Source organism: Streptomyces atratus, assembly GCF_900119365.1.
GTDB classification, from domain to species: Bacteria; Actinomycetota; Actinomycetes; order Streptomycetales; family Streptomycetaceae; genus Streptomyces; species Streptomyces atratus_B.
In genome coordinates, this window is record NZ_FPJO01000001.1 from 705310 (window position 1) to 729885 (window position 24576).

The following is a 24576-nucleotide window of genomic DNA, read 5'->3' on the forward strand; positions in this document are numbered from 1 at the left end:
GGGCGGGTGGTCTCCTCAGTCCTTGTCGAGCGTGTACGGGGTGGGTGCCGTCTCGTCGTCCTCGTTCTCCGGCGCCACCAGGTCGCGCGCCAGCAGGGTCGCTCCGGCGACGGCGCCCGGCATCAGGAACACGGCGACGAACGGGATCAGGAAGGCGAGCCCCAGCGGTACGCCGAAGCCGAGGGTCAGCAGGCGGCGGCCGCGCAGCAGGGCGAGCCGGTTCTTCAGGAGCATGCCGCGGCGCTGGAGCGCGACGGCGGTGAGTTCCTCGGCGAGGAAGTAGCCGGTGACGCAGAAGCCGAGCACGGGGACGACGGTCTGGCCGAGCACCGGAATGAACCCGAGGGCGAAGAGCAGCACCGAGTAGAGCCCCACCCGCACCAGGATGCGGACGCTGTCGCGGGCGGAGATCCACAGCTCCCGCCAGAGCGGCAGCCCGGACTCGGGGACGTCGCCGCCCTCGGTGCGGTCGACGTGCTCGGAGAGCGACTCGTAGAAGGGCTGGCCGATCAGCAGCGTCACGGCGGTGAACGTGATCACGGCGAGGAAGAGCCCGAGGCCGAAGACCAGCACGGTCAGGGTGGTGCGGAGCAGGCCGAGCCAGGGCGAGGACCAGTCGTCGGCGAACGGGGTCGCCCAGTCCACCAGGTCGTCGGCGCCGTAGCCGAGACCGACGAGCGCCGCCACGTACAGCACGAGGGCGATCAGTCCGGGCAGCAGCCCTATGCCGAACCACCGTCCGTGCCGGCCGACCCAGCGCTGTCCCTTTATCAAGTAGCCGAAGCCCGCCCCTAGATCACGCATGGCGTCAGCGTACTGGTGGGGAAGGTGCGCCGTCGGACGAGTGGTTGTCGCGGACACGCCCGAAGGCCGCACCCCTTCGGGAGTGCGGCCCTCGGCCTGTCACGGGTGGGCCGGCGGTCAGGCGACCGACAGCTCGACCTTGATGTTGCCTCGCGTGGCGTTCGAGTACGGGCAGACCTGGTGGGCCTTCTCGACCAGCGCCTGCGCGGTGGCGGTGTCGACGTTCGGGATGGTGGCTCTGATCGCCACCTCCAGGCCGAAGCCGCCCTCGGCCGTCTTGCCGATGGAGACCTCGGCGGTCACCGTGGAGCCGGAGATGTCGGCCTTCTCCTGGCGGGCCACCACGCCCAGCGCGCCCTGGAAGCAGGCGCTGTAGCCGGCCGCGAAGAGCTGCTCGGGGTTGGTGCCCGCGCCGCTTCCGCCCATGGCCTTGGGCGGGTTGACGATGACGTCGAGGTTGCCGTCGTCGGACGAGACGCGGCCGTCACGGCCGTTCTCGGCGGTGGCGACGGCGGTGTAGGCAACGGTTATGTCCCGAATGGCCATGCTGAGGTTTCCTCCTGCTGTGCGCCGCGACTCGCGCCCACGATCGCGGCGGCCTGTGGATGAGCCTGACGGGTGCGCCGGGGCGGCTGTCAGGCGAGGGAGACGATCATCTTTCCGGTGTTCTCGCCGCGCAGCAGACCGAGGAAGGCGTCGAAGCCGTTCTCGATGCCCTCGACGAAGGTCTCGCGGTACTTCAGCTCGCCCGAGGCCAGCCAGCCGGCGACCTCCTGGACGAACTGCGGCTGGAGCGCGGCGTGATCGCCGACGAGCATGCCCTGGATGCGCAGCCGCTTGCCGATGACGAGGGCGAGGTTGCGCGGGCCGGGGGTCGGCTCGGTGGCGTTGTACTGGGCGATCATTCCGCAGACGGTGACGCGGCCGTGCAGGTTGAGCGAGGAGATCGCCGCTTCGAGGTGCTCGCCGCCGACGTTGTCGAAGTAGACGTCGATGCCGTCGGGGGCGGCCGCGCGCAGCTGCTCGACGACCGGGCCGTCGTGGTAGTTGAAGGCCGCGTCGAAGCCGTACTCCTCGACGAGGAGCTTGACCTTCTCGTCGGAACCGGCCGAGCCGATGACCCGCGAGGCGCCCTTGATCCTCGCCATCTGGCCGACCTGGCTGCCGACCGCGCCGGCCGCGCCGGAGACGAAGACTGCGTCGCCCTCCTTGAAGGAGGCGACTTCGAAGAGGCCCGCGTAGGCGGTGAGCCCGGTCATGCCGAGCACCCCGAGGTAGGCGGAGAGCGGGGCGAGCGAGGCGTCGACCTTCACGGCGCGCCCGGCCGGGAACTCGGCGTACTCGCGCCAGCCGAGGCCGTGCAGGACGTGGTCGCCGACCGCGAAGCCCTCGGCGTTCGAGGCGATGACCTCGCCGACCGCTCCGCCGTCCATGGGGTGGTCGAGCTGGAAGGGCGGGGTGTACGACTTCACGTCGTTCATCCGGCCGCGCATGTACGGGTCGACCGAGAAGTACAGATTGCGGACGAGGACACGGCCCTCGCCGGGAGCGGTGACCGGGGCCTCACGCAGCGCGAAATCCTCGGCCTTCGGCCAGCCGTGGGGGCGGGCGACGAGGTGCCATTCACGGCCGGACGTGGGAAGTGCAGCTGACATGGGCTCGGGTTCTCCTCAATGTCCTACGGGGTGGGGGAAGCTCCGGCCGGGGCGGTGGGGGCCGCACCGGGGAAGCGAAATGCTTCATGTGGTGAAACAACCATGCTCCTGAATATTTCATGTTGTCAAGCAACCGGCTATCCTGGGTGTCATGGCCACCTCTCGCACAGACCCTCTGACCCTCGAAGTCGTCGAGCTCATCGGCACCGTCGTGGCGCGCTACTACGAGGAGTACGACGAGGCTGCGGCAGCCCACTCGCTCACCGGTGCGCAGGCGCGGGTGCTCGGGCTGCTCTCGCTGGAGCCGATGCCGATGCGCAGGATCGCCCAGAAGCTGAAGTGCGAGCCGTCGAACGTCACCGGCATCGTCGACCGGCTGGAGACGCGCGGCCTGGTGGAGCGCAGGCCTGATCCGGCCGACCGGCGGGTGAAGCTGGCCGCACCGACGGAGCTGGGCGCACGGACCGCGCAGCAGCTGCGCGATTCCCTCACCTTCGCCCGGGAGCCGCTGGCCGAGCTGTCGGACGAGGACCGGACGATGCTGCGGGACCTGCTGCGCCGGATGCTGGGCGAGCCGGGCCCGTCCGCCGGGTAGGCCCTGGGGACCGCGGTGTGGAACCGTTGAATCCATGACCGCGCCCGCCTCCTTCGGCCCCCGTGAGTTCCAGCTCGTCCTGCTGCGCCGGATGGCCGACCACCAGCCCGGCCTCGTCGAGGACGCCCGGCACGAGCTGAGCGCTTCGCTCGCCGAGATGCGCGAGGCCAACCGCCGCTGGCAGGCCATGGTGCGGGCGCCCGGCGGACGGGGCACGCTGCGCCGCTACCGCTCGGTGCTCGGCGAGCCCGCGTCGTCCGTACGCCGCACGATCGGCGATCTGGAGTGCGACGCGCTGCAATGGCCGGTGCCGCTGTGGCCGGACCTCCGGTTCGAGGTGATGGTCGCGCCGGGCGGCGCGGTGTGGAACGAATGGCTGGTCCGGGCACCGGGGGCGCCCGTCCCCGAGCTGCGTACGGTCGAGGATCTGCGCCCCTGGTCCGGCACGGTCGACGAGGTCGCGCGGGCCTTCGCGCCGGCCCGCCCGATGGAGGGCGGCGCGCCGGCCCGGTGGGCGCTCGCGATCACCGGGCCGGGAACGGGCGAGCCGTACGTCGCCGAGTTCACCTGGGGCCTGTTCCAGCGGCTGCTGCCGGGCTGAACACCGCGCACCGCCCCTGCTGTCGGCCCGTCAGCTCCGTACCTCCTACGGCTCATCCCAGCGCGCGCCACGACTCCGAACGGCGCACGATGCCAGAGAGAACCGGCTTCCGCCGGTACCGTCGTCCGCGCCCTCGGGAGTACCTGCCGTGACCGTCAGCCTTGAGCAGCTGCGCCGTTGCCATGTCGCCGTCGACCTCGGGGCCGCCCGGACCCGGGTGTACGTCAAGGGCCTCGGGCTCGTCGTCGACGAGCCGAGCGTCGCCGCGGTGAACACCCGTACCGGGTCGCTCATCGCCGTCGGCGCGCTCGCCGAGCAGATGACGGGCCGCACCCCCGACTACATCCGGGTGGCCCGCCCGGTCACCGGCGGGACCGTCATCGACATCGAGATGGCCCAGCGGATGCTCCGCCATCTGCTCGGCGAGAAGCTCCGCCGCCAGCTGCGCCGCAAGCCCCGGCTGCGGGCCGCCGCCTGCACCCCGCACGACAGCGATCCGCTCGCCCAGCGGGCCGCCGTCGAGACGCTGGTCGGGCTCGGTGCCCGGCGGGTCGAACTGGTCGACACCCTGATCGCGGCGGCCGTCGGCTGCGGGCTGCCGGTCGAGCAGCCGACCGCCTCCATGATCATGGTGTGCGGGGCCGCGACCACCCAGATCGCGGTGCTCTCGCTCGGTTCGATCGTGACCGCCGTACGCATCCCGATCGGCGGCGACGCCATCGACCACGCGGTGATCCAGCATCTGCGGCAGCACCATGCGCTGATGCTGCCGAGCCAGTCGGTGCGCCCGCTGCAACTGGCGCTCAGCGGCAGCGGCCTGACCTCGCACGGGCCCGCCACGACCGAGATCCACGGCCGTGACGTGGCGACCGGGCTGGCCCGCTCGGTGCAGGTCGACACCGACGCCGTACGGCAGGCCATCCACGCCCCGCTCACCGCGGTCCTGGACGGGCTCGGCGCGATCCTGCGCGACTGCCCGCCGGACCTGGTGGCCGACCTCGTGGACTGCGGAATCATGATGGTCGGCGGCAGCGCGCTGCTGCCCGGCCTCGACCAGATGCTGCGGGACGCGACGGGCATGCCGGTGCACATCGCGGAGCGCCCGGACGTCTGCGCGGTACTGGGGCTCGGTGCCATGCTGGACGGAAAGATCGAGCCGATGGTCCTCGACCCGCTCGCCTGCTGAGCACACCCTGGGGGTGCGGCGCATGACCGACGACACGACGGACACGGCCGCGGAGCCGTTCGGCGAGGAGGCCGCCGCGGCTGAGCCCGTCCCGGAGAAGCCCCCGCTGTCGGTACTCCTGGAGGCGGTGCTCGGCATCGGCTCCGATCTCGAACTGCGGGTCATGCTCCAGCAGATCGTGGACACCGCGACGGCGCTGACCGGCGCCCGGTACGGCGCGCTCGGCGTGCTCGACCCGGAGCGCGGCACCATCGGCGAGCTGTACACCACGGGGCTCGACGACACCGAGCGGCAGCGCATCGGCCGGTTCCCGGACGGGCACTCGGGGATGCTCGGCGCACTCGTCGACGGGCCGGAGCCGCTGCGCCGCGACGATCCGACCGCCGACCCGCGGGCCGGCGGGGTGCCGCCCGGTCATCCGCCGATGCGCTCCTTCCTCGGGACGCCGATCCGGGTCCACGACCAGGTCTTCGGCAACCTCCGCCTCACCGAGAAGCGCACCGGCCGGTTCACCGACTCGGACGAGGCGGTGCTGAGGGCGCTGGCCGCGCAGGCCGGCATCGCGATCGCCAACGCCCGGCTGTACGCGGCGGCCCGGCAGCGGGAGCGGTGGATCGAGGGGGCGGCCGCCGTCACCACCGCGCTGCTGACCGGCGGGAGCGCCGCCGACGCGCTGATGACCGTCGCCGAACGGGCCAGGACGCTCGCCGACGCCAGCGCCGGGGTCATCCTCCAGCCCGACGAGGCGGGCGGGATGGAGATCGTCACCGCGTCCACGCTCGACGACCCGGCCGGGATCGTCGGCACCGCGATCGAACCCGGCTCCGCGGTGCTGGTCCAACTGCTCGGCGGGGAGCCGGTGTTCATCGACGACTCGGCGACCGATCCACGGATGACGACACATGTGCGCTCGCGGTTCGGCCCCAGCATGATGCTGCCGTTGCAGAGCGGCGGGCGGCTGATCGGCACCCTCGCCCTGCCCCGGCGGCGCGGCGACCGCCCGTACACGGCGGTGGACCGGCTGCTGGCCACGCAGTTCGCCTCGCAGGCCGCGCTGGCGCTGGTCCTGGCGGACGCCCGGCACGACCGGGAGCAGCTCGCGGTGTACGAGGACCGGGACCGGATCGCCCGCGATCTGCACGACCTCGTGGTCCAGCGGCTGTTCGCGACCGAGATGATGCTGGAGTCGACCCGCCGCCGGGCCGCCGCCCCGGAGACGGACGAGCTGCTGGGCAGGGCCGTCGACGAGCTGGACTCCACCATTCAGGAGGTGCGGACGACGATATTCGCCCTTCAGCAGCCACCCGCCGAGGCCCCCGCCACCTTCCGGGGCCGGGTGCTGCGGGAGACCGGGGGCGCCGCCGCCGTGCTCGGCTTCCCGCCGTCGGTGCACTTCACCGGGGCGGTCGACGCGCTGGTCGGGGAGCCCGTGGCCCGGCAGCTGCTCGCCGCGCTGCGGAGCGCGCTCGCGGCCGCGCACCGGCGGGCCGGGGTGTCGGCGATCGAGGTGGAGGTGGACGCGACGGCCGCCCTTCCGGACGGGCGGGCCGCGGTCCGGCTGACGGTCGCCGACGACGGGCGCGAGGAGGACGGCTCGCGCCCGTCGACCGTCACCTGGCAGGCGCCGCTCTGAGCGCGACCCGGGTGCTGGAGTGGGCGACCCCGGCCTCCCGTTTGAGCCGGCGCAGCAGTCCGTCCAGGGCCGCGGTGTCGGCGACGGCGGCCCGTACGAGATAGTCGTGGCCGCCGGTCACATGGACCACTTCGGTGATGCCGGGCAGGGAGAGCACCGCCCGCTCGAACACCTCGTTCGTCGTATCGATCCGCAGCGTCACGTCGATGAAGACGACGAGTCCGGTACGGGTGTCCGCGGCCGGGTCGATGATCACGGTGAAGCCGCGGATGACGCCGTCGCGGCGCAGCCGGCGCACCCGGTCGGCCGCCGCGTTGGCGCTGAGCCCGACCCGTACGCCCAGATCGCGGTACGAGATCCGGGCATCCTCCTGGAGGATGCCGAGGATTTCTCTGTCCAGACGGTCCATACTGCGATTGTCTCAGCTTTGTCCGGTTCGTGAATGGGCAAGTCGCGTCCGGCGGCACCCCCGCCCCCCGCTCCCGGCCCCGGGCGGGCATGACCCGCATGGCGCATTCCGGCGGGCCCGGGGCCTGCGCCCGCCCTTGACTGAGGGGGTGGACACCGCCGTCAAGCAGTCCCGCGCCACGATCGACGCGCCGCCCGCGGCCGCCTATCGCAACCTCGTGATGGCCACGATCGGTTTCGGGCTCACCTTCTGGGCCTGGAATCTGATCGCGCCGCTGTCCGGGGACTACAAGGAGCGGCTGGGGCTGAGCTCGTTCGAGCAGTCGCTGCTGGTGGCGGTGCCGGTGCTGGTCGGTTCGCTGGGCCGGATCCCGGCGGGCGCGCTCACCGACAAGTACGGTGCGCGGCTGATGTTCCCGCTGGTCTCGGCGCTCACCATCGCGCCCGTACTGCTGCTGATCCCGGCGCGGGACTCCTACGGCGCGATGCTCGTCGTGGGCTTTCTGCTGGGCCTGGGCGGCACCACCTTCGCGATCGGCATCCCGCTGGTCAACTCGTGGTTCCCGCCCGCCGAGCGGGGCCTCGCGCTCGGGATCTTCGGCATGGGGATGGGCGGTGTCGCCCTGTCCGGGTACTTCACCCCGAGGATCGCCGGGCACGGCGGCAACCTGCCGTACCTGGTGGTCGCGGCGGCACTCGTGGTGTACGCGGCGCTGGCCGCCGTGCTGATCACCGACCGTCCGGACCGCCCGGTGCCGGCCGACTCGCTCGCCCACCGGCTGGCCGGCGCCGGACGGCTGCGGGTCACCTGGGAGCTGTCCGCGCTGTACGCGATCGGCTTCGGCGGCATCGTCGCGTTCGGCGTCTACCTTCCCACGTATCTGAAGACCTGGTACGACCTGTCGCCCACCGACGCCGGCACGAAGGCCGCCGGGTTTGCGCTGGTCACCGTCGTCTTCCGGCCGATCGGCGGCTGGCTCTCGGACCGCGTCCACCCGGCCGTGGTCACGGCGGCGGCGCTCGGCCTGGCCGCCCTGATGGCGATCGTCCAGGCCTTCGATCCGCCGCTGGCCCCGGGCGGCACGATCGCGCTGCTCTGCATGGCGGCGGGCCTGGGCACCGCGAGCGGCAGCGTCTTCGCCCTGGTCTCGCAGGTGACGCCGCAGGCGAAGGTGGGCAGCGTGACCGGGATCGTCGGCGCGATGGGCGGTCTGGGCGGCTTCGTGCCGCCGCTGGTGATGGGTGCGATCTACAGCGCGAAGGGCTCGTACTCGATCGGCTTCATGCTGCTGTCGGACCTGGCGCTGGCGGGCTGCGTGTACGCGTACGGCCGCATGCGGGGACTCCAGCGCGACTGAGGTCTGTCACTTGCGGCAGCCCTTAGGGTGCGGTGGGTGACTCCTCTTCTGTTTGTGCCGGATGACGGTCCGACCCGGGAAGCCACCCGGTTCGGCGAACACACCATGACCTACGAGCGGTTGGCCACCGCCGCCACCGCGCTCGCCGCGCGCATCGCCGGCGCCGGGCGGGTCGCGGTCTGGGCCACTCCCACCCCCGAGACCGTGGTCGCCGTCGTGGCCGCGCTGCATGCCGGGGTGCCCGCGGTTCCGCTCAACCCGAAGACGGGGACGCGCGAACTCGCCCACATCGTGTCCGACAGCGAACCGACCGTGGTGCTGGCCGGGGCGGGCGACCCGCTCCCGCCGGTGCTGGAGGCGCTGGACCGCATCGACGTCGACACCGACCCGCGGGACTCCGGCGCCGCGCTGCCCGAGCCCTCCCCCGAGTCCCCCGCGCTGATCGTCTACACCTCCGGCACCACCGGCCCGCCCAAGGGAGCGATCCTGCCGCGCCGGGCGATCGCCGCCTCGCTCGACGCGCTGGAGGACGCCTGGCAGTGGACCGGCGACGACGTGCTCGTCCACGCCCTGCCGCTGTTCCATGTGCACGGCCTGATCCTGGGCGTGCTGGGGCCGCTGCGCCGGGGCGGATCGGTGCGGCACCTGGGCAGGTTCTCCACCGAGGGGGTGGCCCGGGAGCTGTCGTCCGGCGGCACCATGCTCTTCGGCGTACCGACGATGTACCACCGGCTGGCCGAGGCCCTCGACGGCTCCGGCCCCGGCGCGGCCGGACTGGCGAAGGCGCTGGCCGGGGCTCGGCTGCTGGTGTCCGGGTCGGCCGCGCTGCCGGTGCACGACCACGAGCGGATCGCGGCGGCGACCGGCCGCCGGGTCATCGAGCGGTACGGCATGACGGAGACCCTGATGAACACGGGCGTCCGGGCCGACGGCGAGCCGCGCCCCGGAACGGTCGGCGCGCCCCTGCGCGGTGTGGAGCTCCGCCTGGTCGAGGAGGACGGCACCGTCCTCCCCGCGGACGCCACCGGCCCCGACGCCATCGGCGAGATCCAGGTGCGCGGCCCGAACCTCTTCACCGGCTATCTGAACCGCGCCGACGCCACGGCCGCCGCATTCACCGAGGACGGCTGGTTCCGTACCGGGGACATGGCCACCCGGGACGCCGACGGCTACGTACGGATCGTCGGGCGCAAGGCCACCGACCTGATCAAGAGCGGCGGCTACAGGATCGGCGCCGGGGAGATCGAGAACGCGCTCCTGGACCACCCCGGCGTCCGCGAGGCCGCCGTCACCGGGGAGCCGGACCCGGATCTGGGTGAGCGGATCGTCGCCTGGGTGGTACCGGCCGACCCGGCCTCGCCGCCGTCCGCGGAGGAGCTCGCCGGCCATGTGGCCGCCCAGCTGTCCCCGCACAAGCGCCCGCGCACGGTCCGCTACCTGGACGCGCTGCCCCGCAACGACCTCGGCAAGATCATGAAGCGGTCGCTCCATGCCTGACCGGCTGACGGCGAGAGCGGCGATCGCGGCACTCACCGACGACTTCGAGGAGTTGACGGTGCCCGGGGAGAGCGCCGCGCCCGGCCGCGACGGGGACGGGCCCCTGACCTGGGCCGGGTACGCGGACTCCCGGGCCCGCGCCACCGCCCGTACCGGCGAGGAGGAGTCCGTCGTCCACGGCCTCGCCTCCATCGGCGGCCGGCGCTGTGTGCTGGTCTCCTTCGAGTTCGGGTTCCTGGGCGGTTCGCTGGGGCGGCGCACCGGGGACCGGCTGGAGGCCGCGTACGAGGCCGCCCGGACCCGGGCACTGCCGCTCGTCTCGCTGATCGCGACGGGCGGCAGCCGGATGCAGGAGGGCATGGTCGCCCTGACCCAGCTCCAGCGGGTGGCCCGCGCCTCGGCGCGGCTGCGGGCGGCGGGCCCGGCGCAGCTCGCGGTCCTGCGCGACCCGACGACGGGCGGCGGCTGGGCCACGCTGGGGGCGGGCGCCGATGTGATCCTGGCGCTGCCGGGCGCCCAGGTCGGGTTCGCCGGCTCCCGGGTACGGCCCCCGGCCGCGGACCCCCACGCGTACACCGCCGAGGGCCAGCTGGCCGCGGGGCAGATCGACGCGGTCGTGCCGCCCGGGGAGCTCCCGCAGGCGGTGGCGCACTGGCTGCGGGCGCTCCACGCCCCCGGCTCCCCGGCGCTCCCCGCCCCCGTGCCGGACGCCCTGTCGACCACCGGCCTCCCGGAGAGCGGCTGGGACGCGGTCCGGCAGGCCCGCTCGCCCGCCCGGCCGCGCGCCGAGGCGTATCTGGACGCCTACTTCGACCACCGGCTCCCGCTCGGCGGCGACCGCTGCGGGGGTACGGACCCGGGGCTGCTCTGCGGTTTCGGGCGGCGCGACGGCCGGTCGATCGCGTACGTCGCCCAGTGCGGCACCGCGACCCGCCCGGCCGGTTACCGCGCGGCGGCGCGGGTGATCCGGCTGGCCGACCGGCTCGGTGTCCCCGTGCTCACCCTGGTCGACACCCCGGGCGCGGCGAACGACGCGGAGGCGGAACGGGCGGGTGCGGGCGCCGCCATCGCCGAGGCCTTCGCGGCGATGGCGGAGGCCCGGGTCCCCGTCACCACCCTGGTGATCGGCGAGGGCGGTTCGGGCGGCGCGCTGGCCCTCGCGGCACCGGGGAACACCCATGTCACCCGGGACAGCTACTTCTCGGTGATCGCCCCGGAACTGGCGGCGGCGATCCTGAAGCGCGCTCCGCAGGAGGTGCGTGCCACGGCCGACCAGCTGCGGCTGCGCCCCCAGGACCTGGTGGAACTGGGCTTCGCCCGCTCGGTGGTGGGGCCGCCCGACAGGCTCTGAGAGGCGCGGGCGGGGCGGTCACGGCTGCGGGTCCCGCGCGTCGTACCGCGCGAACCCGCGCCACCGCAGCGCCAGCAGGGAGACGGCGACGACACAGGCGATCCCGCCGCCGGTCACCGCCAGGGCGGGCGAGGTCAGGTCGGCGACCGATCCCGCCAGGAAGTCGCCGAGCCTCGGCCCGCCCGCGACGACGACGATGAACACGCCCTGGAGCCGCCCGCGCATCTCGTCCGGCACGGCCGCCTGGAGCATGGTGTTGCGGAAGACCATCGAGGTGGTGTCCGCGCACCCGGCGAGCGCCAGGAAGAGCAGCCCGAGCCAGAGCTGCCGGGTCAGGCCGAAGACCGCGATGGCGGTGCCCCAGCAGCCGACGGCGAGCAGCACGGCGAGGCCGTGGCGCCGGACGCGCCCCAGCCAGCCGGAGAACACCCCGCCGAGCAGCGCGCCGAGCGCCGGGGCGGCGACCAGCAGTCCGGTGGTCTTCGCGTCGCCGCCGTACCAGAGGACGGCGACGACGGGGAACAGCGCCCGGGGGTGGGCCAGCAGCATGGCGCACAGGTCGGTGAAGAAGGTCATCCGGAGGTTGGGCCTGGTCCCGAGGAAGCGCAGCCCGTCCGCGACGGACGCCCGCTTGTCCCCCGCGCCCTCCTCGCGCTGCGGCAGCATGGCGGGCAGCCGCCACATCGCGTAGAGCGAGGCGGTGAAGGTGATGGCGTCGACGGTGTACGCGGCCCGGTAGCCCCACCAGCCGACGACGAGCCCGCCGAGCATCGGCCCGACCAGCGTTCCGGTGGTGCCGGTCATGGAGTTGAGGGCGTTGGCGGCGGGCAGCTGCTCGGGCGGCAGCAGCCGGGCGATCATCGAGCTGCGGGCGGGCGCGTTGACCGCGAAACAGGCGGCCTGGAGGCCGACGATCGCGTACAGCAGCCCCACCTGCTCCACCCCGGCGACGGTGATGGCGACAAGGACGACGGAGAGCGTGAACGACCCGGCGGAGCTGGCCAGGCCCAGCTTGCGCCGGTCGATGGTGTCGGCGACGGCCCCGCCGTACAGCCCGAAGACGACCATCGGCAGGAACGAGCAGAATCCGATGAGCCCGACCGAGAAGGCCGACCCGGTGATGTCGTAGACCTGGAGCGACACGGCGAGCGAGGTCATCCCCTGCCCGATCCAGGAGACCGTGTTCCCGAACCAGAGCCGCCGGTAGTCGGGCGAGCTGCGCAGAGGTGTCAGATCGGCGAGTATGCGGGTACGGGGGGCGGGTCCTTCGGTCGTTTCGGTCACGCCGGATAGTAACGACCGGGTCGCTCCGTACGGTTGGGATCCTGTGCCGGGGGCCGGCTACCTCCAGTGGATTCCTGACGGCCGGGCAGGCTTGTACACCGTTCCGTTGTGCGGCTGGGTGCGGCGCTCGAACAGGGTGGCGTACAGACCGCTCCTGCCGAGCAGTTGGGCGTGGGTGCCGGACTCCACCAGCCGGCCCTCGTCCAGGACGAGGATGCGGTCGGCGTCCGCGGCCAGGGCCAGGTCGTGGGTGATCACGATGGTGGTGCGGCCCTTGGCCAGCCGCCGCAGGGGTTCGAGGATGCGCTCCGCGGCCAGCCGGTCCAGTCCGGTGGTGGGCTCGTCGAGGAGGAGGACGGGCGCGTCGCGCAGCATGGCGCGGGCGATGGCGATGCGCTGCAACTGGCCGCCGGAGAGCCGGGAGGTGCCGGTGGATATGACGGTGTCATATTCCTCCGGGAGGGCCTCGATGAAACCGTGGGCGTCGGCCGCCCGCGCGGCCCGCACGACGTCGTCATGGCTCGCGTCGAGGCTTCCGCAGCCGATGTTCTCCTCGATGGTGTCGTGCAGGACGAGGGTGTCCTGCGGCAGCAGCGTGATGTTCCGGCGGAGGTAGGTCAGCGGCATCCGGTCCACGGACACGCCGTCCAGCCGTACGCTGCCGGTGTCCGGGTCGTAGAACCGCAGCAGCAGCGCCGCCAGGGTCGACTTGCCCGCACCGCTGGGGCCGGTGATGACCAGCAGTTCCCCGGGACTCGCGGTGAACGAGAGGTCCCTGAGCACCATCTCGCTGTTGCCGGGGTAGTGGAAGAACACCTGGCGTGCCTCCACCTCGCCGAGCGCCCGGCTCCGCGGCGGCACGGGCACGGAGTCGCCCGGGTCCGTGACGGCGGGCTCGGAGTCGAGGATCTCCAGCAGCCGTTCGGCGCCCGCGGTCGCGGCGGTGGCGGTCAGACCGAGCTGGCCCAGCGAGCGGATCGGCGGGTAGAGGTAGCCGATGAAGGCGGCGAAGGCCAGGAGCTGTCCGAGGGTCATCCGGCCGGCCGAGATCTCCCACGCACCCAGGCCGATGATCGTCAGGACGCAGAGCGTTTCGAGGACCTCGATGAACTGCTCGTAGAACTCGGTGAGCCGGACGGCCTTCACCGCCGTCTTCAACCGGAGCCGTGCCTTGCTGCTGAGCCGGTCCTCCTCGTCCTGCTGCCTGTTGTACGCCTGCGTCATGACGACGTTGACCAGCGTCTCCTCGACCACGGCCGTGATGGCGCCGTCCGCCGCGCGGCCGCGCCGGGACACCGCGCGCAGCGGCTTGGCGAACCCGCGGGTGACGGCCAGCAGGATCGGAACCATGACGAAGGTGGCGAGGGCCAGGTCCCAGCGCAGCAACAGGGCCGCACCGGCGTAGAAGACGGTGCCGAACAGCGCCGACGCCGCCCCGACGATGCCGGAGACCACCAGCGCCTCGATGGCCTCCACGTCACCGGTCAGCCGCTCCACCAGGTCGCCGCGGCGATTGCGCTGGAAGAAGTGCGGCGGGAGGTTCTGGAGATGGCCGAACACCCGGGCCCGCAGCCGCAGCACGAAGCGTTCGGCGGTCCAGACCGCGAGCGAACTGCCCAGGTACCCCACCACAGCACCGGCGACCGCAACGGCGAGCCACTGGGCGGCGGGCTTCCAGAAGGCGCTGACGGTGCCGCTCTGCAGCGCCTTGTCGGTGAGTTCGGCGAAGAGCAGGACGGTGACGGTCTCGGCGAGGGCGGCCAGGACCGCGCAGAGGAAGATGACGACGAGCCAGCGCCGGTCGCCTCTGGTCAACGGCCAGAAGCGCCGGAAGGACGCCAGGATGCTGACGGGGTCGGTACGGATCGGAACATCCGTCACCGGGTCCTCGGGCGGCTCTTCGGTACGGGCGGAACGCTGGAGCGGGCTGTGAAAGCGCATGGGCATCACGTCCCAGAGGTGCTCGGACCATGGACCGTCGGTCGCCATGGAAATGGGCCCAAAAAACTGAGGCGGACCCGCGCGATCTGCGCGAGCCTGCCTCGATTTGGGTTCGGGAGTGAAGGGTCAGTAACCCCAGCGACCTCCACGCCGGCCGTAGCCGCCGTAGCCGCCGAAGTCACGGAACCCGCGTCCACGTCCGCCGTAGCCGCCGCCGTAGCCGCCACGGCCGCCGTAGCCGCCACGGCCGTAGCCGCCGCCGCCGTAGCCGCCGCCGCCGTAGCCGCCGCCGTGTCCGCCGTGTCCGCCGTTCCTGTGGTCGAAGATGCTACGTACCTTCATCTTCGCCTCCTCTGAAGGAGTTCGCTACGCCGCTCCTTGCTCTTGCTGCGGCACTTTCGACACTACGTCCGACCCCTGGGACCAACAAGTCGTAGAAGCCGTAATCAACGATTAAAGAGGACGAAATACCGTAATTCTTCAGAGCGTTGCCATAAGTGACTCTCCGGACACCTCTCGGCCGGCCGGGGATGGAGTGCTCCCCGCAACACCAGGAAGGGCCGCCGTCCGGCCGCACACGATCAGGGCGGCCGTGCGGACACCGACGCCCCGACGTACTGGCACACCGATGCGGAACGAACGAGCGCCCGGGCCGGACCGAGGTCCCCCACGGAATCCATGAGGGCCCTCCTGCCCATGCATACGCAGCTCATCCCGTTTCGTTTCTGCCGGAGCATCGGCAGTGGGGCGGGCGGAACGCGAATACATCCCGGTGACGCGTCTCACCCGAAGTCACCGAAAGGAACGGACAGGGATGCGACGGGCTCCACGAGCCCCGGCCCCGTCACATCCGGCTACGTTCCGTGACCGATGGCTCCACGACAGAAGCACCGGGCGGGACGCCCGCGACGACTGCCACGAAATCCAGTCAGAAGGTGGTTTCACAGAAGGCTGCCGTGGAGACGCCGAACAGCCGGTCCGCGTTCAGCTCGTCGCCGACCTCCAGCACCAATGGGTCACCATCACCGCAGGAGCGCGCGTCGGGCGCCTTCGGCACGTCGACGAGCCGCAGCCACAGATCGTCGTTGAGCGAGTGGGTGCGGCAGGCTCGCCAGTCGTCCAGCATTCCCTCGACGAGCTCGTCGGTCGGCCGGCGACGTACACACACTTCTTCGACCAGGTCCACGCCGAGCAGGAAGCGCCACAGACCCACGACAGCCTCCGGATTCCCCGCGTGGAAGTCCGTGACCATCAGCGTGACACGGGCACCGCAGTCCCCGCTCTGCATGGTCCGGTACGCGACAAAGCCGTCGTCGCCGTCCGGTCCGGAATGCACTGCGACCACGGGGCTCCTGGCCGACCGCACCAGTGGCTCCCACTTGGCCTTCCACCAGCTCGCGGAACGTCCGATCACGCCGGGCCGGTAGGGGCCGAGCCGTTCGTGCAGCCGAGGCAGCGGGCTGACCGACGACGCACCGTCGATCAGCCGCACGTCGCCACCGGAGGGCACCTCGGGCCGCAGCCGGGCCTCCCACGGGTGCAGCCGCACCAACTGTGGAAGAACTACGCCATCCGTGGTGCACGTGGTCGACGGCGGGCACTTCCACTTCGACGAGTCGCTGCCCCGGGGCATCGGGATCCTGACCACACTTCTGGCTCAACTTCCGCTTCAACGAGTGCAGTTCGGCCAAGACGGAGAGTTCTGGACGACGCCCCCTCCGGGATTCCGGGGCCACCCGCCCGCAACCCCTGAGGGTTGACTCCCAGATGCCCCTGGCCCCTCCCGTCTGCTGTTGATGCCCGGCTTGGCACCTGCCAACATTTGGATGCAGGTGCAGAGAGGCGTACGACAAACAGGGGAGTTGGTGGTCATGAACAGCGTGCACTGGATGCACGTGCTCCTCATCCTTGTCACGATGCCGCCCATGGTGCCGAACTCCGCTCTGCTGACGAGCGCGGGCACCCTCGCCGCGACGCTCGATGCGGCACCGCGCCTTGGCGATCGGCGGCTGGCTGGCCCTCGTCGTCGTGGCACTGCTCGCCAGCGCCGCACTCTCCGGGTCCGGCGCCAGGACGCCGGACCCGGGTGAGTCCGGCAAGGTCAAGCAGGCGTTGAGCTCGCAGAAGGACTTCGAGCCGGTCCTGGAGAACGTCCTCATCCAGCCGCGCCACGGCGGCGGGAAGTTCATGGACAACCCGGCGCTCGTCAAGGCCACCGAGGACCTCGTGGCCGAGTTCGACAAGTCACCGGGAGCCGTCACCGGCCTGCGCACCCCGATGAATCCGGGGTCGGAGCAGCAGATCTCGAAGGACGGCCGCTCCGGGCTGGTCACCTTCTTCGTGGCCGGCCCGAACGAAGAGATGAACGCCCATTTCGACTCGGTGGCCGAAGCGGTGGACAGGGTCGCCGACCGGAACAGCGACGTGCGCGTCGTCCAGGCCGGGGACACGAGCCTTTCCCGTGCCGTCGACGACGCCGTCAAGAAGGACTTCGCCAGTGCGGAGGGCACCGCGCTGCCGATCACCCTGGTCATTCTCCTCATCGTCTTCGGGGCCCTGGTCGCGGCGGCGATCCCGCTGCTGCTGGCGGCGACCACGGTCGTGGGCACCTTCAGCCTCATCGCCATCCTGGAACGATGGGTCGCCGTCAACAGCGCCGCCACCTCGATGATCCTGCTGATCGGCATCGCGGTCAGTATCGACTACTCGCTGTTCTACCTGCGGCGTGAGCGCGAGGAGCGAGCCGCCGGACGCAGCGTGTCCGAATCGCTGCACATCGCCTCACGCACCTCGGGACATGTCGTCATCGTCTCCGGCGTGACAGTGATCCTCTGCCTGTGCGGCCTTCTTCTCAGCGGCCTCGGTGTGTTCCGCGGCCTCACGCTCGGCACCGCTCTCGTGGTGGGCCTGGCGTTGATCGCCTCGGTCACGGTGCTGCCGGCCCTGCTCGCCGCACTCGGGCACCGCGTCGACAAGGGCCGCGTGCCGTGGCTCGGCAAACGCCGCACGACCTCGACCGAGTCCCGCACCTGGCAGAAGCTGGCACGCGCCGTCGTCAAGCGCCCGAAGGTGTGGGGCGGCGCTGCGGTGGTCGCGCTGCTCGTGATGGCGGCGCCGGCGGCCGGTATGCATGTGCAGGACGCGGCCGTCGTCGACAGCCTGCCGCGCAACGCGCCCACGGTGGACGCCGCGGTCCGCATGCAGGAGGCCTTCCCCGGTGCCCCGACCCCCACGCGGATCGCGGTCTGGGGCGTCGACGGCGGGAGCTCGGACACCCCCAGGTGAAGGCGGCGGTCGACGAACTCCGCCAGCACGTCGCGGACAGTGACGGCAGGCTGGCGGGCCCGATCTCGACAGTGCAGATCGACGACATTCTCATGGTGCGCGTTCCGCTGGCGGGCAGCGGCACCGACGAGGTCTCCAACGCCGCGCTGAAGACGCTGCGCGAGGACACCCTTCCGGCGACCCTCGGCAAGGTCGAGGACATCGACTACGCGGTCGGCGGCCGGACCGCGTTCGGGCCGAGCGACACCGACTCGCGCACACCTACCGACCAGCCCGCGCCCACCGCCTCCAACTCGCCGGCCACACCAGGACGGTCCCCGTCCACCTCGCCCAGGCCGCCCACGCAGACCCCGAAACCCACGCCGTCGTCGACGGCCGAGCCGGACGACCTCACCGAAGCCGACGACCTCGCCGAGGCCGGACGAGTGTGACGGTCTGGAGATCTGCCTCCCGCCGCTCCTGTACCTCTGCCTCGGCTGAGACAGAGAGAGCTGCGCGACCCGCCGTTCGAGAGAAGCCCTCGGCGCGCCTCACTGACTCCTCCGACACTTCGGGCGAGCATAGGGCGAGCTAACGATCATGAGAGATGCGAAAAGGCCCCCGCCGACGCGGGGGCCTCTGCGTTTCCCCAGGTCAAAACGATTCTGCCTGGGTTGCTAGGTGGGGCGGGTGGGACTCGAACCCACGGCCGACGGATTATGAGTCCGCTGCTCTAACCGGCTGAGCTACCGCCCCTTTTCGGCGTGGCGCGTACAAGTGTGCGCGCCGTCTGCCGCAGCATAGCCGGTCATACGATCTCTCGCTCCGGATGGTCGGCTTCGCATGACCATGAAGACCTCGCCGCCGGCCGTCCGGTTCCGTACGGAGCCAAGTACACGCGAAAGAGTCACATGCATCCCGCACGCCCCACGGTGACGACCGCCGCCGGGCATACGAAAAAGGACCCCGCAGGGTCCTCTTCCGTTCCGCTCCCCCGACTGGACTCGAACCAGTAACCCTCCGGTTAACAGCCGAATGCTCTGCCAATTGAGCTACAGGGGATCGCGCTCCCCCGACTGGACTCGAACCAGTAACCTGCCGGTTAACAGCCGGCTGCTCTGCCAATTGAGCTACAGGGGATTGCTGCGTATGCACCGAACCCTACCTGCCTGGCTGCTGCCGGGCGGCGCTCGTTCGCTGCGACACATACATTAGCGCAAGCAGGGGGGTGCTTCGCCAATCGGTATCCCCCGGGGTGATCTCCGGTGCCCGCGGGTAGGCGGGCAGCACACGTCGCACTCAGCTTCGCACTGAGCAAGGAAGGGTGGCAGCCATGCGGTACCGGCTCACGTTCATCGCCGGACTGGCCCTCGGATACGTGATCGGAACGAGGGCCGGGCGCGAGCGCTACGAGCAGATGAAGAAGTCCGCACGCCAGTTCGCCCAGAATCCGGCCGTGCGCAATACCGCCGAGTCCGCGGCGCAGAGCGGCCGCGACCTGGCCGGCAAGGCGTACCACGCGGTGAGCGAGAAGGTCGGCGAGAAGGTCCCCGCCTCGGTGGCCGACCGGGTGCGCTCGCTGCGGGACCGCGGCCAGAACGGCGAGGACGACTGGGGCACCAGCAACACGTAGCGGGTCGCCCCCACCACTGCCGCGCCACCGGTACGGAAAAGCCCCGGCGGTGCGGCAGAATCTTGTGCATGGGGATAGTCGCCGGCTTGGACAGTTCTTCCGCCTTCACACACATCGTCGTCTGCGATACGGACACGGGCGCCGTGCTGCGCCGGGGGTTCGCCGCGCACCCCGTCGAGGCGAAGGCCACCGAGATCGATCCGCAGGCGTGGCTGCTCTCGCTCGGTGAGGCCGCCACCGACGGGCTGCTCGAAGGGGTGCAGGCCATCGGCGTCTCCGCCCAGCAGCACGGCCTGGTGCCGCTGGACCACCAGGGCAATCTGGTCCGTCCGGCGCTGCTCGGCAACGACAAGCGGGCGCAGGTCGCCGCGGCCGATCTGGTCGACGGGCTCGGCGGGCGGCAGGCCTGGGCCGAGGCGGTCGGGGCGGTGCCGCAGGCCGCGCAGCCGGTGTCGAAGCTGCGCTGGCTGGCGCGTAACGAGCCGGAGGCGGCCCAGCGGGTGGCCGCGGTGCTCCAGCCGCACGACTGGCTGGTGTGGCAGCTGCTGGGGCGTCCGGCCCGGCGGACCACCGACCGGGGCGCCGCGTCCGGCACCGGCTACTGGTCGGCGGACACCGGTTCCTACCGGCCCGATCTGGTGGAGCTGGCGCTCGGGCACCAGGCCACGCTCCCCGAGGTGCTCGGCCCCGCCGACGCGGCCGGGACGACGCCCGAGGGGCTGCTGATCTCCGCGGGGACCGGCGAGACGATGGCGGCGGCGTTCGGTCTCGGGGTCGGGGTGGGCGACGCGGTGGTGTCGCTGGGGGCGTCGGGCTCGGTCATGGCGGTGCACCACGAGGCGCTGTCCGATCCGGCCGGGATGATCACTTCGTTCGCGGACGCCACCGGGAAGCATCTGCCGGTGGTGCACACCTCCAACGCGGTACGGGCGCTGCGCGGGACCGCCGAGATGCTCGGCGTGGAGGGCCTCGAAGAGCTCTCCGCGCTGGCGCTGAAGTCCACGCCGGGCGCCTCCGGGCTGGTGCTCCTGCCGTACCTGGAGGGCGAGCGGACGCCTCGGCTGCCGCACGCCGCGGGGACGCTGTGCGGGCTGCGTCGCGAGTCGATGAAGCCGGAGCACCTGGCGCGGGCGGCGTTCGAGGGGATGCTGTGCTCGCTGGCCGACGCGCTCGATGTGCTGCGCGGCCGGGGCGTCGAGGTGCGGCGGGTGTTCATGCTGGGGGCGGCGGCCGAGCTGCCCGCCGTGCAGGGGCTCGCTCCGGCGCTGTTCGGTACGCAGGTGGTCGTGCCGCAGCCCGCCGAGTACGCGGCGCTGGGCGCGGCCCGGCAGGCGGCCTGGGCGCTGGGGGTCTCGCAGGGGACGGCCGATCCGCTCACTCCCCCGGCCTGGCAGGGCGCCGCGGCGCAGGTGCTGGAGCCGGGCGAGGAGCTGGCGGCCGGGCAGGCGGTACGCCAGCAGTACGTGGCGACGCGGGACCAGATCCACCCCGGAGCGTTCGACTCCGCGGGCTGAGCCGCCCACCTGAGCGATACGGCCGGGTGCACCGGTGGAGATGACCCCCTCCACTTGTGTACTCGGTCTGTTTTTTGACCTGGTCTTGAGTAAAATCGCTCGCAGTCACGACCGCCGGTGCCGGAAAATGGATCGGCTCCCGCCCTCTGCCGACTCCGAGAGACACGCGTGCTCATAAAACTCCTGCGGGCCTATCTCGGTCCGTACAGAAGACCCATCCTGCTGCTGGTCCTCCTCCAACTGCTGCAGACCTGCGCCAGCCTCTACCTGCCCACCCTCAACGCCGACATCATCGACAACGGTGTCGTCAAGGGGGACACCGGCTACATCCTCGAATTCGGCGGCATCATGATCGCCGTCAGCATCGGCCAGGTGGTCTGCAACATGGGGGCCGTCTACTTCGGCGCCCGTACCGCGTCCGCGCTCGGCCGTGACATCCGGGCGTCGGTCTTCGACCGGGTGCAGTCCTTCTCGGCGCGTGAGGTCGGACGGTTCGGGGCGCCCTCGCTGATCACCCGTACGACCAACGACGTCCAGCAGGTCCAGATGCTGGTGCTGATGACGTTCACCCTGATGGTGTCGGCCCCGATCATGTGTGTCGGCGGCATCATCATGGCGCTCGGCCAGGACGTCCCGCTGTCGGCGGTGCTGCTCGCGGTGGTGCCGGTGCTCGGCATCGCGGTGAGCCTGATCGTGAAGCGGATGCGTCCGCTGTTCCGCACCATGCAGGAACGGCTCGACACGGTGAACCGGGTGCTGCGCGAACAGATCACCGGCAACCGCGTCATCCGCGCCTTCGTCCGTGACGGCTACGAGGAGGAGCGGTTCCGCGGCTCCAACACCGAGCTGACGGACGTGGCACTGTCCACGGGCCGGCTGATGGCGCTGATGTTCCCCACCGTGATGACGGTCGTGAACGTCTCGTCGATCGCCGTGCTCTGGTTCGGTGCCCAGCGCATCGACAGCGGCGACATGGAGATCGGCGCGCTGACCGCCTTCCTCGCCTATCTGATGCAGATCGTCATGTCGGTGATGATGGCCACCTTCATGTTCATGATGGTGCCGCGCGCCGAGGTCTGCGCCGAGCGCATCCAGGAGGTCCTGGAGACCGAGTCCAGCGTGGTCCCGCCCGTCCAGCCGGTCCGCAAGCTGCTCGCCCGCGGTCATCTGGAGGTGCGCGGCGCGGACTTCCGCTACCCGGGCGCCGAAGAGCCGGTGCTGCGGTCGGTGGATCTGGTGGCCCGCCCCGGCGAGACCACCGCGATCATCGGGTCGACGGGCAGCGGGAAGTCGACGCTGCTCGGTCTCGTTCCGCGGCTGTTCGACGTGACGGACGGCCAGGTGCTGGTCGACGGCACGGATGTACGGACGCTGGAGCCGGCGCTGCTGGCGAGGACCGTGAGCCTCGTGCCGCAGAAGCCGTATCTGTTCTCCGGGACGGTCGCGACGAACCTGCGGTACGGAAACCCGGACGCTACCGACGAGGAGCTCTGGCACGCGCTGGAGGTCGCGCAGGCCAAGGAGTTCGTCGCGGCGCTGGAGCACGGTCTGGACGCGCCGATCGCGCAGGGCGGCACCAATGTCTCGGGCGGGCAGCGGCAGCGGCTGGCCATCGCCAGGACGCTGGTGCAGCGGCCGGAGATCTATCTCTTCGACGACTCGTTCTCCGCGCTCGACTACGCCACCGACGCCGCGCTGCGCGGGGCGCTCTCGCGGGAGACGGCCGAGGCGACCGTGGTGATCGTGGCGCAGCGGGTGTCCACCATCCGCGACGCGGACCGGATCCTGGTGCTGGACGAGGGCCGGGTCGTCGGTTCCGGTACCCATCACGAGCTGATGGACGGCAATGAAACGTACCGGGAGATCGTGCTCTCCCAGCTGACGGAAGCGGAGGCCGCGTAATGGCCGGGCCTGGCGGACGCATGATGGCGGGCGGGGCGCCGACCGACCGGTCCATGGACTTCAAGGGATCGTCGAAGCGGCTGCTGAAGCGCTTCGCAGCGGAGAAGACCCCGATTTACGCGATGCTGGTGGCCTGTGCGCTGAGCGTAGGTCTGTCGGTGGTCGGGCCCAAGATCCTCGGCCGGGCGACCGACCTGATCTTCGCCGGGTTCGTCGGCCGGGAGATGCCGGACGGGACGACCAAGGAGCAGGCCGTCGAGGGCCTGCGCAAGAGCGACAGCGGCCTGGCCGACATGTTCTCCAGGGTGGACTTCGTCCCCGGTCACGGCATCGACTTCGGTGCGGTGGGCGACGTACTGCTGGTGGCGCTGGCGGTCTATGTCGGCGCCGGTCTGCTGATGCTGGTGGCGACCCGGCTGTCGATCCGGATCATCAACCGGATCATCTTCCAGCTGCGCGAGGACATCCAGACGAAGCTGTCCCGGCTGCCGCTGTCGTACTTCGACCGGGCCAAGCGCGGCGAGGTGCTCAGCCGGGCGACGAACGACATCGACAACATCTCGCAGACGATGCAGCAGACGATGGGCCAGCTCATCAACTCCCTGCTCACCATCGTCGGCGTGCTGATCATGATGTTCTGGGTCTCGCCGCTGCTGGCGCTGGTCGCGCTGGTGACGGTACCGCTCTCGGTGGTCGTGGCCAGGAAGGTCGGCAAGCGCTCGCAGCCGCAGTTCGTGCAGCAGTGGAAGGTGACGGGCAAGCTCAACGCCCACATCGAGGAGATGTACACCGGGCACACCCTGGTGAAGGTCTTCGGCCGGCAGGAGGAGTCCGCGAGGGACTTCGCCGAGCAGAACGAGGCGCTGTACGAGGCCGGTTTCAAGGCGCAGTTCAACAGCGGGATCATGCAGCCGCTGATGATGTTCGTCTCCAACCTGAACTATGTGCTGATCGCCGTCGTGGGTGGTCTGCGGGTCGCTTCGGGGACGCTGTCGATCGGTGACGTGCAGGCGTTCATCCAGTACTCGCGGCAGTTCTCGATGCCGCTGACGCAGGTCGCCTCGATGGCGAACCTGGTGCAGTCGGGCGTCGCCTCGGCCGAGCGGATCTTCGAGCTGCTGGACGCCGAGGAGCAGGGCGCCGACCCCGCGCCCGGCGAGCGCGAGCGTCCCGAGGAGCTGCGGGGCAGCGTCGCGCTGGAGAAGGTGTCGTTCCGCTACGACCCGGAGAAGCCGCTCATCGAGGATCTGTCGCTGAACGTCGACCCCGGCCACACCGTCGCGATCGTCGGCCCGACGGGCGCCGGCAAGACCACGCTCGTCAATCTGCTGATGCGGTTCTACGAGGTGACGGGCGGCCGGATCACGCTGGACGGGGTCGACGTGACGAAGATGTCGCGCGACGAGCTGCGGCGCGGCATCGGCATGGTCCTCCAGGACACCTGGCTGTTCGGCGGTTCGATCGCGGACAACATCGCGTACGGCGCTTCGCGCGAGGTCACTCGCGAGGAGATCGAGGAGGCGGCGAAGGCGGCCCACGCCGACCGGTTCATCCGTACCCTGCCGGACGGCTACGACACGGTGATCGACGACGAGGGCTCCGGTGTCAGCGCGGGTGAGAAGCAGCTGATCACCATCGCTCGGGCGTTCCTGTCCGACCCGGTGATCCTGGTGCTCGACGAGGCGACCAGCTCCGTCGACACCCGTACGGAAGTGCTGATCCAGAAGGCGATGGCGCGGCTGGCCCACGGCCGTACGAGCTTTGTGATCGCGCACCGGCTCTCCACCATCCGGGACGCCGACGTGATCCTGGTGATGGAGAACGGCTCGATCGTCGAACAGGGCACGCACGGGGAGCTGCTGGCCGCCGAGGGCGCCTACGCCCGGCTGTATTCGGCGCAGTTCGCACAGGCGGTCGCCGAAGTCGACTAGGAGCGCTGTCCGTTCGGAT

At 71.2% G+C, this 24576-nt stretch carries 21 protein-coding genes and 3 tRNA genes; 13 read left to right on the forward strand and 11 right to left on the reverse strand.

All coding sequences use genetic code 11. The features are described 5' to 3' along the window. Positions 1–15 precede the first annotated feature (15 nt). From BT364_RS03315 to BT364_RS03325, 3 genes are all read right to left on the reverse strand, one after another. A complete protein-coding gene (locus tag BT364_RS03315) occupies positions 16–804 on the reverse strand; it encodes an EI24 domain-containing protein (RefSeq protein WP_072483515.1) in 789 nt (262 codons plus the stop codon). Between the two features lie 117 nt (positions 805–921). Further along, on the reverse strand, positions 922–1350 hold the full coding sequence (locus BT364_RS03320) for an organic hydroperoxide resistance protein (RefSeq protein ID WP_072483516.1): 429 nt from the start codon (positions 1348–1350) through the stop codon (positions 922–924). 89 nt (positions 1351–1439) lie between these two features. Continuing rightward, complete coding sequence (locus BT364_RS03325) at positions 1440–2459, reverse strand: NADP-dependent oxidoreductase (protein WP_072483517.1); 1020 nt, start codon at positions 2457–2459, stop codon at positions 1440–1442. Positions 2460–2610: 151 nt separating this feature from the next. On the opposite strand from BT364_RS03325, the gene BT364_RS03330 reads away from it, so the two are divergent. The 4 genes from BT364_RS03330 (at position 2611) to BT364_RS03345 (ending at position 6474) form a co-directional block, all read left to right on the forward strand. Next, complete coding sequence (locus tag BT364_RS03330; RefSeq protein WP_072483518.1) at positions 2611–3054, forward strand: MarR family winged helix-turn-helix transcriptional regulator; 444 nt, start codon at positions 2611–2613, stop codon at positions 3052–3054. Positions 3055–3088: 34 nt separating this feature from the next. After that, positions 3089–3655 (forward strand): hypothetical protein, encoded by a 567-nt coding sequence (locus tag BT364_RS03335; RefSeq protein ID WP_072483519.1) that lies wholly within the window; start codon positions 3089–3091, stop codon positions 3653–3655. A gap of 148 nt (positions 3656–3803) precedes the next feature. Then, complete coding sequence (locus tag BT364_RS03340) at positions 3804–4841, forward strand: rod shape-determining protein (RefSeq protein WP_072483520.1); 1038 nt, start codon at positions 3804–3806, stop codon at positions 4839–4841. A 22-nt stretch (positions 4842–4863) separates the two neighbouring features. Next, on the forward strand, positions 4864–6474 hold the full coding sequence (locus BT364_RS03345) for a GAF domain-containing sensor histidine kinase (protein ID WP_079179292.1): 1611 nt from the start codon (positions 4864–4866) through the stop codon (positions 6472–6474). Here BT364_RS03345 and BT364_RS03350 read toward each other — a convergent pair. Further along, on the reverse strand, positions 6452–6883 hold the full coding sequence (locus BT364_RS03350; RefSeq protein ID WP_072483521.1) for an Lrp/AsnC family transcriptional regulator: 432 nt from the start codon (positions 6881–6883) through the stop codon (positions 6452–6454). The two genes, BT364_RS03345 and BT364_RS03350, sit on opposite strands and share 23 nt — an antisense overlap. Positions 6884–7031: 148 nt before the next feature. Here BT364_RS03350 and BT364_RS03355 point away from each other — a divergent pair, with 148 nt between their 5' ends. The 3 genes from BT364_RS03355 to BT364_RS03365 all read left to right on the forward strand — a co-directional run bounded on the left by BT364_RS03355 (position 7032) and on the right by BT364_RS03365 (position 11088). Further along, the gene (locus BT364_RS03355) at positions 7032–8240 is read left to right on the forward strand and encodes a nitrate/nitrite transporter (RefSeq protein ID WP_072483522.1); all 1209 of its coding nucleotides are present in this window, start codon (positions 7032–7034) and stop codon (positions 8238–8240) included. Positions 8241–8345: 105 nt separating this feature from the next. Continuing rightward, the gene (locus BT364_RS03360; protein WP_107408165.1) at positions 8346–9737 is read left to right on the forward strand and encodes an acyl-CoA synthetase; all 1392 of its coding nucleotides are present in this window, start codon (positions 8346–8348) and stop codon (positions 9735–9737) included. Next, positions 9730–11088, forward strand: coding sequence for a carboxyl transferase domain-containing protein (locus BT364_RS03365; RefSeq protein WP_072483524.1), 1359 nt, complete (start codon positions 9730–9732; stop codon positions 11086–11088). The genes BT364_RS03360 and BT364_RS03365 overlap by 8 nt, the downstream gene beginning before the upstream one ends. Before the next feature lie 18 nt (positions 11089–11106). Here BT364_RS03365 and BT364_RS03370 read toward each other — a convergent pair whose 3' ends face one another. From BT364_RS03370 to BT364_RS03385, 4 genes are all read right to left on the reverse strand, one after another. Further along, positions 11107–12372, reverse strand: a complete 1266-nt coding sequence (locus BT364_RS03370; protein ID WP_072483525.1) for an MFS transporter — start codon at positions 12370–12372, stop codon at positions 11107–11109. A gap of 57 nt (positions 12373–12429) precedes the next feature. Continuing rightward, complete coding sequence (locus tag BT364_RS03375) at positions 12430–14313, reverse strand: ABC transporter ATP-binding protein (RefSeq protein ID WP_107408166.1); 1884 nt, start codon at positions 14311–14313, stop codon at positions 12430–12432. A gap of 126 nt (positions 14314–14439) precedes the next feature. Then, a complete protein-coding gene (locus BT364_RS03380; protein WP_072483526.1) occupies positions 14440–14655 on the reverse strand; it encodes a hypothetical protein in 216 nt (71 codons plus the stop codon). A gap of 586 nt (positions 14656–15241) precedes the next feature. Continuing rightward, positions 15242–15862: a putative GNAT family N-acetyltransferase gene (locus tag BT364_RS03385; RefSeq protein WP_072483527.1), complete on the reverse strand. Its 621-nt coding sequence runs from the start codon at positions 15860–15862 to the stop codon at positions 15242–15244. 431 nt (positions 15863–16293) lie between these two features. Between BT364_RS03385 and BT364_RS03390 the strand changes: the two genes are divergently transcribed. Together BT364_RS03390 and BT364_RS03395 are read left to right on the forward strand one after the other, a co-directional pair. Then, positions 16294–17598: an MMPL family transporter gene (locus BT364_RS03390; protein ID WP_072483528.1), complete on the forward strand. Its 1305-nt coding sequence runs from the start codon at positions 16294–16296 to the stop codon at positions 17596–17598. Continuing rightward, on the forward strand, positions 17595–18029 hold the full coding sequence (locus tag BT364_RS03395) for a hypothetical protein (protein ID WP_072483529.1): 435 nt from the start codon (positions 17595–17597) through the stop codon (positions 18027–18029). The genes BT364_RS03390 and BT364_RS03395 overlap by 4 nt, the downstream gene beginning before the upstream one ends. Before the next feature lie 230 nt (positions 18030–18259). Here the strand turns inward: BT364_RS03395 and BT364_RS03400 are convergent. The 3 genes from BT364_RS03400 to BT364_RS03415 all read right to left on the reverse strand — a co-directional run bounded on the left by BT364_RS03400 (position 18260) and on the right by BT364_RS03415 (position 18717). Next, positions 18260–18333 (reverse strand) — tRNA-Ile (locus BT364_RS03400). 233 nt (positions 18334–18566) lie between these two features. After that, a tRNA-Asn gene (locus BT364_RS03410) sits at positions 18567–18639 on the reverse strand. 5 nt (positions 18640–18644) lie between these two features. Next, positions 18645–18717: transfer RNA gene (locus tag BT364_RS03415), tRNA-Asn, on the reverse strand. A gap of 193 nt (positions 18718–18910) precedes the next feature. On the opposite strand from BT364_RS03415, the gene BT364_RS03420 reads away from it, so the two are divergent. From BT364_RS03420 to BT364_RS03435, 4 genes are all read left to right on the forward strand, one after another. After that, on the forward strand, positions 18911–19210 hold the full coding sequence (locus BT364_RS03420; RefSeq protein WP_072483531.1) for a hypothetical protein: 300 nt from the start codon (positions 18911–18913) through the stop codon (positions 19208–19210). A 68-nt stretch (positions 19211–19278) separates the two neighbouring features. Then, positions 19279–20724: an FGGY family carbohydrate kinase gene (locus tag BT364_RS03425; RefSeq protein ID WP_072483532.1), complete on the forward strand. Its 1446-nt coding sequence runs from the start codon at positions 19279–19281 to the stop codon at positions 20722–20724. Positions 20725–20892: 168 nt separating this feature from the next. Further along, positions 20893–22626 (forward strand): ABC transporter ATP-binding protein, encoded by a 1734-nt coding sequence (locus tag BT364_RS03430; RefSeq protein ID WP_072483533.1) that lies wholly within the window; start codon positions 20893–20895, stop codon positions 22624–22626. Next, the gene (locus BT364_RS03435; protein ID WP_072483534.1) at positions 22626–24557 is read left to right on the forward strand and encodes an ABC transporter ATP-binding protein; all 1932 of its coding nucleotides are present in this window, start codon (positions 22626–22628) and stop codon (positions 24555–24557) included. Before BT364_RS03430 ends, BT364_RS03435 begins: the two co-directional genes overlap by 1 nt. Positions 24558–24576: the final 19 nt, after the last annotated feature.

Excerpts from the sequence above, each read along its gene's own strand:
- BT364_RS03390 (WP_072483528.1), top strand. The coding sequence starts at position 16,294 with ATGCGGCACCGCGCCTTGGCGATCGGCGGCTGGCTGGCCCTCGTCGTC.
- BT364_RS03330 (WP_072483518.1), top strand. The coding sequence starts at position 2,611 with ATGGCCACCTCTCGCACAGACCCTCTGACCCTCGAAGTCGTCGAGCTC.
- BT364_RS03375 (WP_107408166.1), bottom strand. The coding sequence starts at position 14,313 with ATGCGCTTTCACAGCCCGCTCCAGCGTTCCGCCCGTACCGAAGAGCCG.
- BT364_RS03420 (WP_072483531.1), top strand. The coding sequence starts at position 18,911 with ATGCGGTACCGGCTCACGTTCATCGCCGGACTGGCCCTCGGATACGTG.
- BT364_RS03435 (WP_072483534.1), top strand. The coding sequence starts at position 22,626 with ATGGCCGGGCCTGGCGGACGCATGATGGCGGGCGGGGCGCCGACCGAC.
- BT364_RS03335 (WP_072483519.1), top strand. The coding sequence starts at position 3,089 with ATGACCGCGCCCGCCTCCTTCGGCCCCCGTGAGTTCCAGCTCGTCCTG.
- BT364_RS03345 (WP_079179292.1), top strand. The coding sequence starts at position 4,864 with ATGACCGACGACACGACGGACACGGCCGCGGAGCCGTTCGGCGAGGAG.
- BT364_RS03365 (WP_072483524.1), top strand. The coding sequence starts at position 9,730 with ATGCCTGACCGGCTGACGGCGAGAGCGGCGATCGCGGCACTCACCGAC.
- BT364_RS03380 (WP_072483526.1), bottom strand. The coding sequence starts at position 14,655 with ATGAAGGTACGTAGCATCTTCGACCACAGGAACGGCGGACACGGCGGA.
- BT364_RS03350 (WP_072483521.1), bottom strand. The coding sequence starts at position 6,883 with ATGGACCGTCTGGACAGAGAAATCCTCGGCATCCTCCAGGAGGATGCC.
- BT364_RS03320 (WP_072483516.1), bottom strand. The coding sequence starts at position 1,350 with ATGGCCATTCGGGACATAACCGTTGCCTACACCGCCGTCGCCACCGCC.
- BT364_RS03315 (WP_072483515.1), bottom strand. The coding sequence starts at position 804 with ATGCGTGATCTAGGGGCGGGCTTCGGCTACTTGATAAAGGGACAGCGC.
- BT364_RS03360 (WP_107408165.1), top strand. The coding sequence starts at position 8,346 with ATGACCTACGAGCGGTTGGCCACCGCCGCCACCGCGCTCGCCGCGCGC.
- BT364_RS03425 (WP_072483532.1), top strand. The coding sequence starts at position 19,279 with ATGGGGATAGTCGCCGGCTTGGACAGTTCTTCCGCCTTCACACACATC.
- BT364_RS03325 (WP_072483517.1), bottom strand. The coding sequence starts at position 2,459 with ATGTCAGCTGCACTTCCCACGTCCGGCCGTGAATGGCACCTCGTCGCC.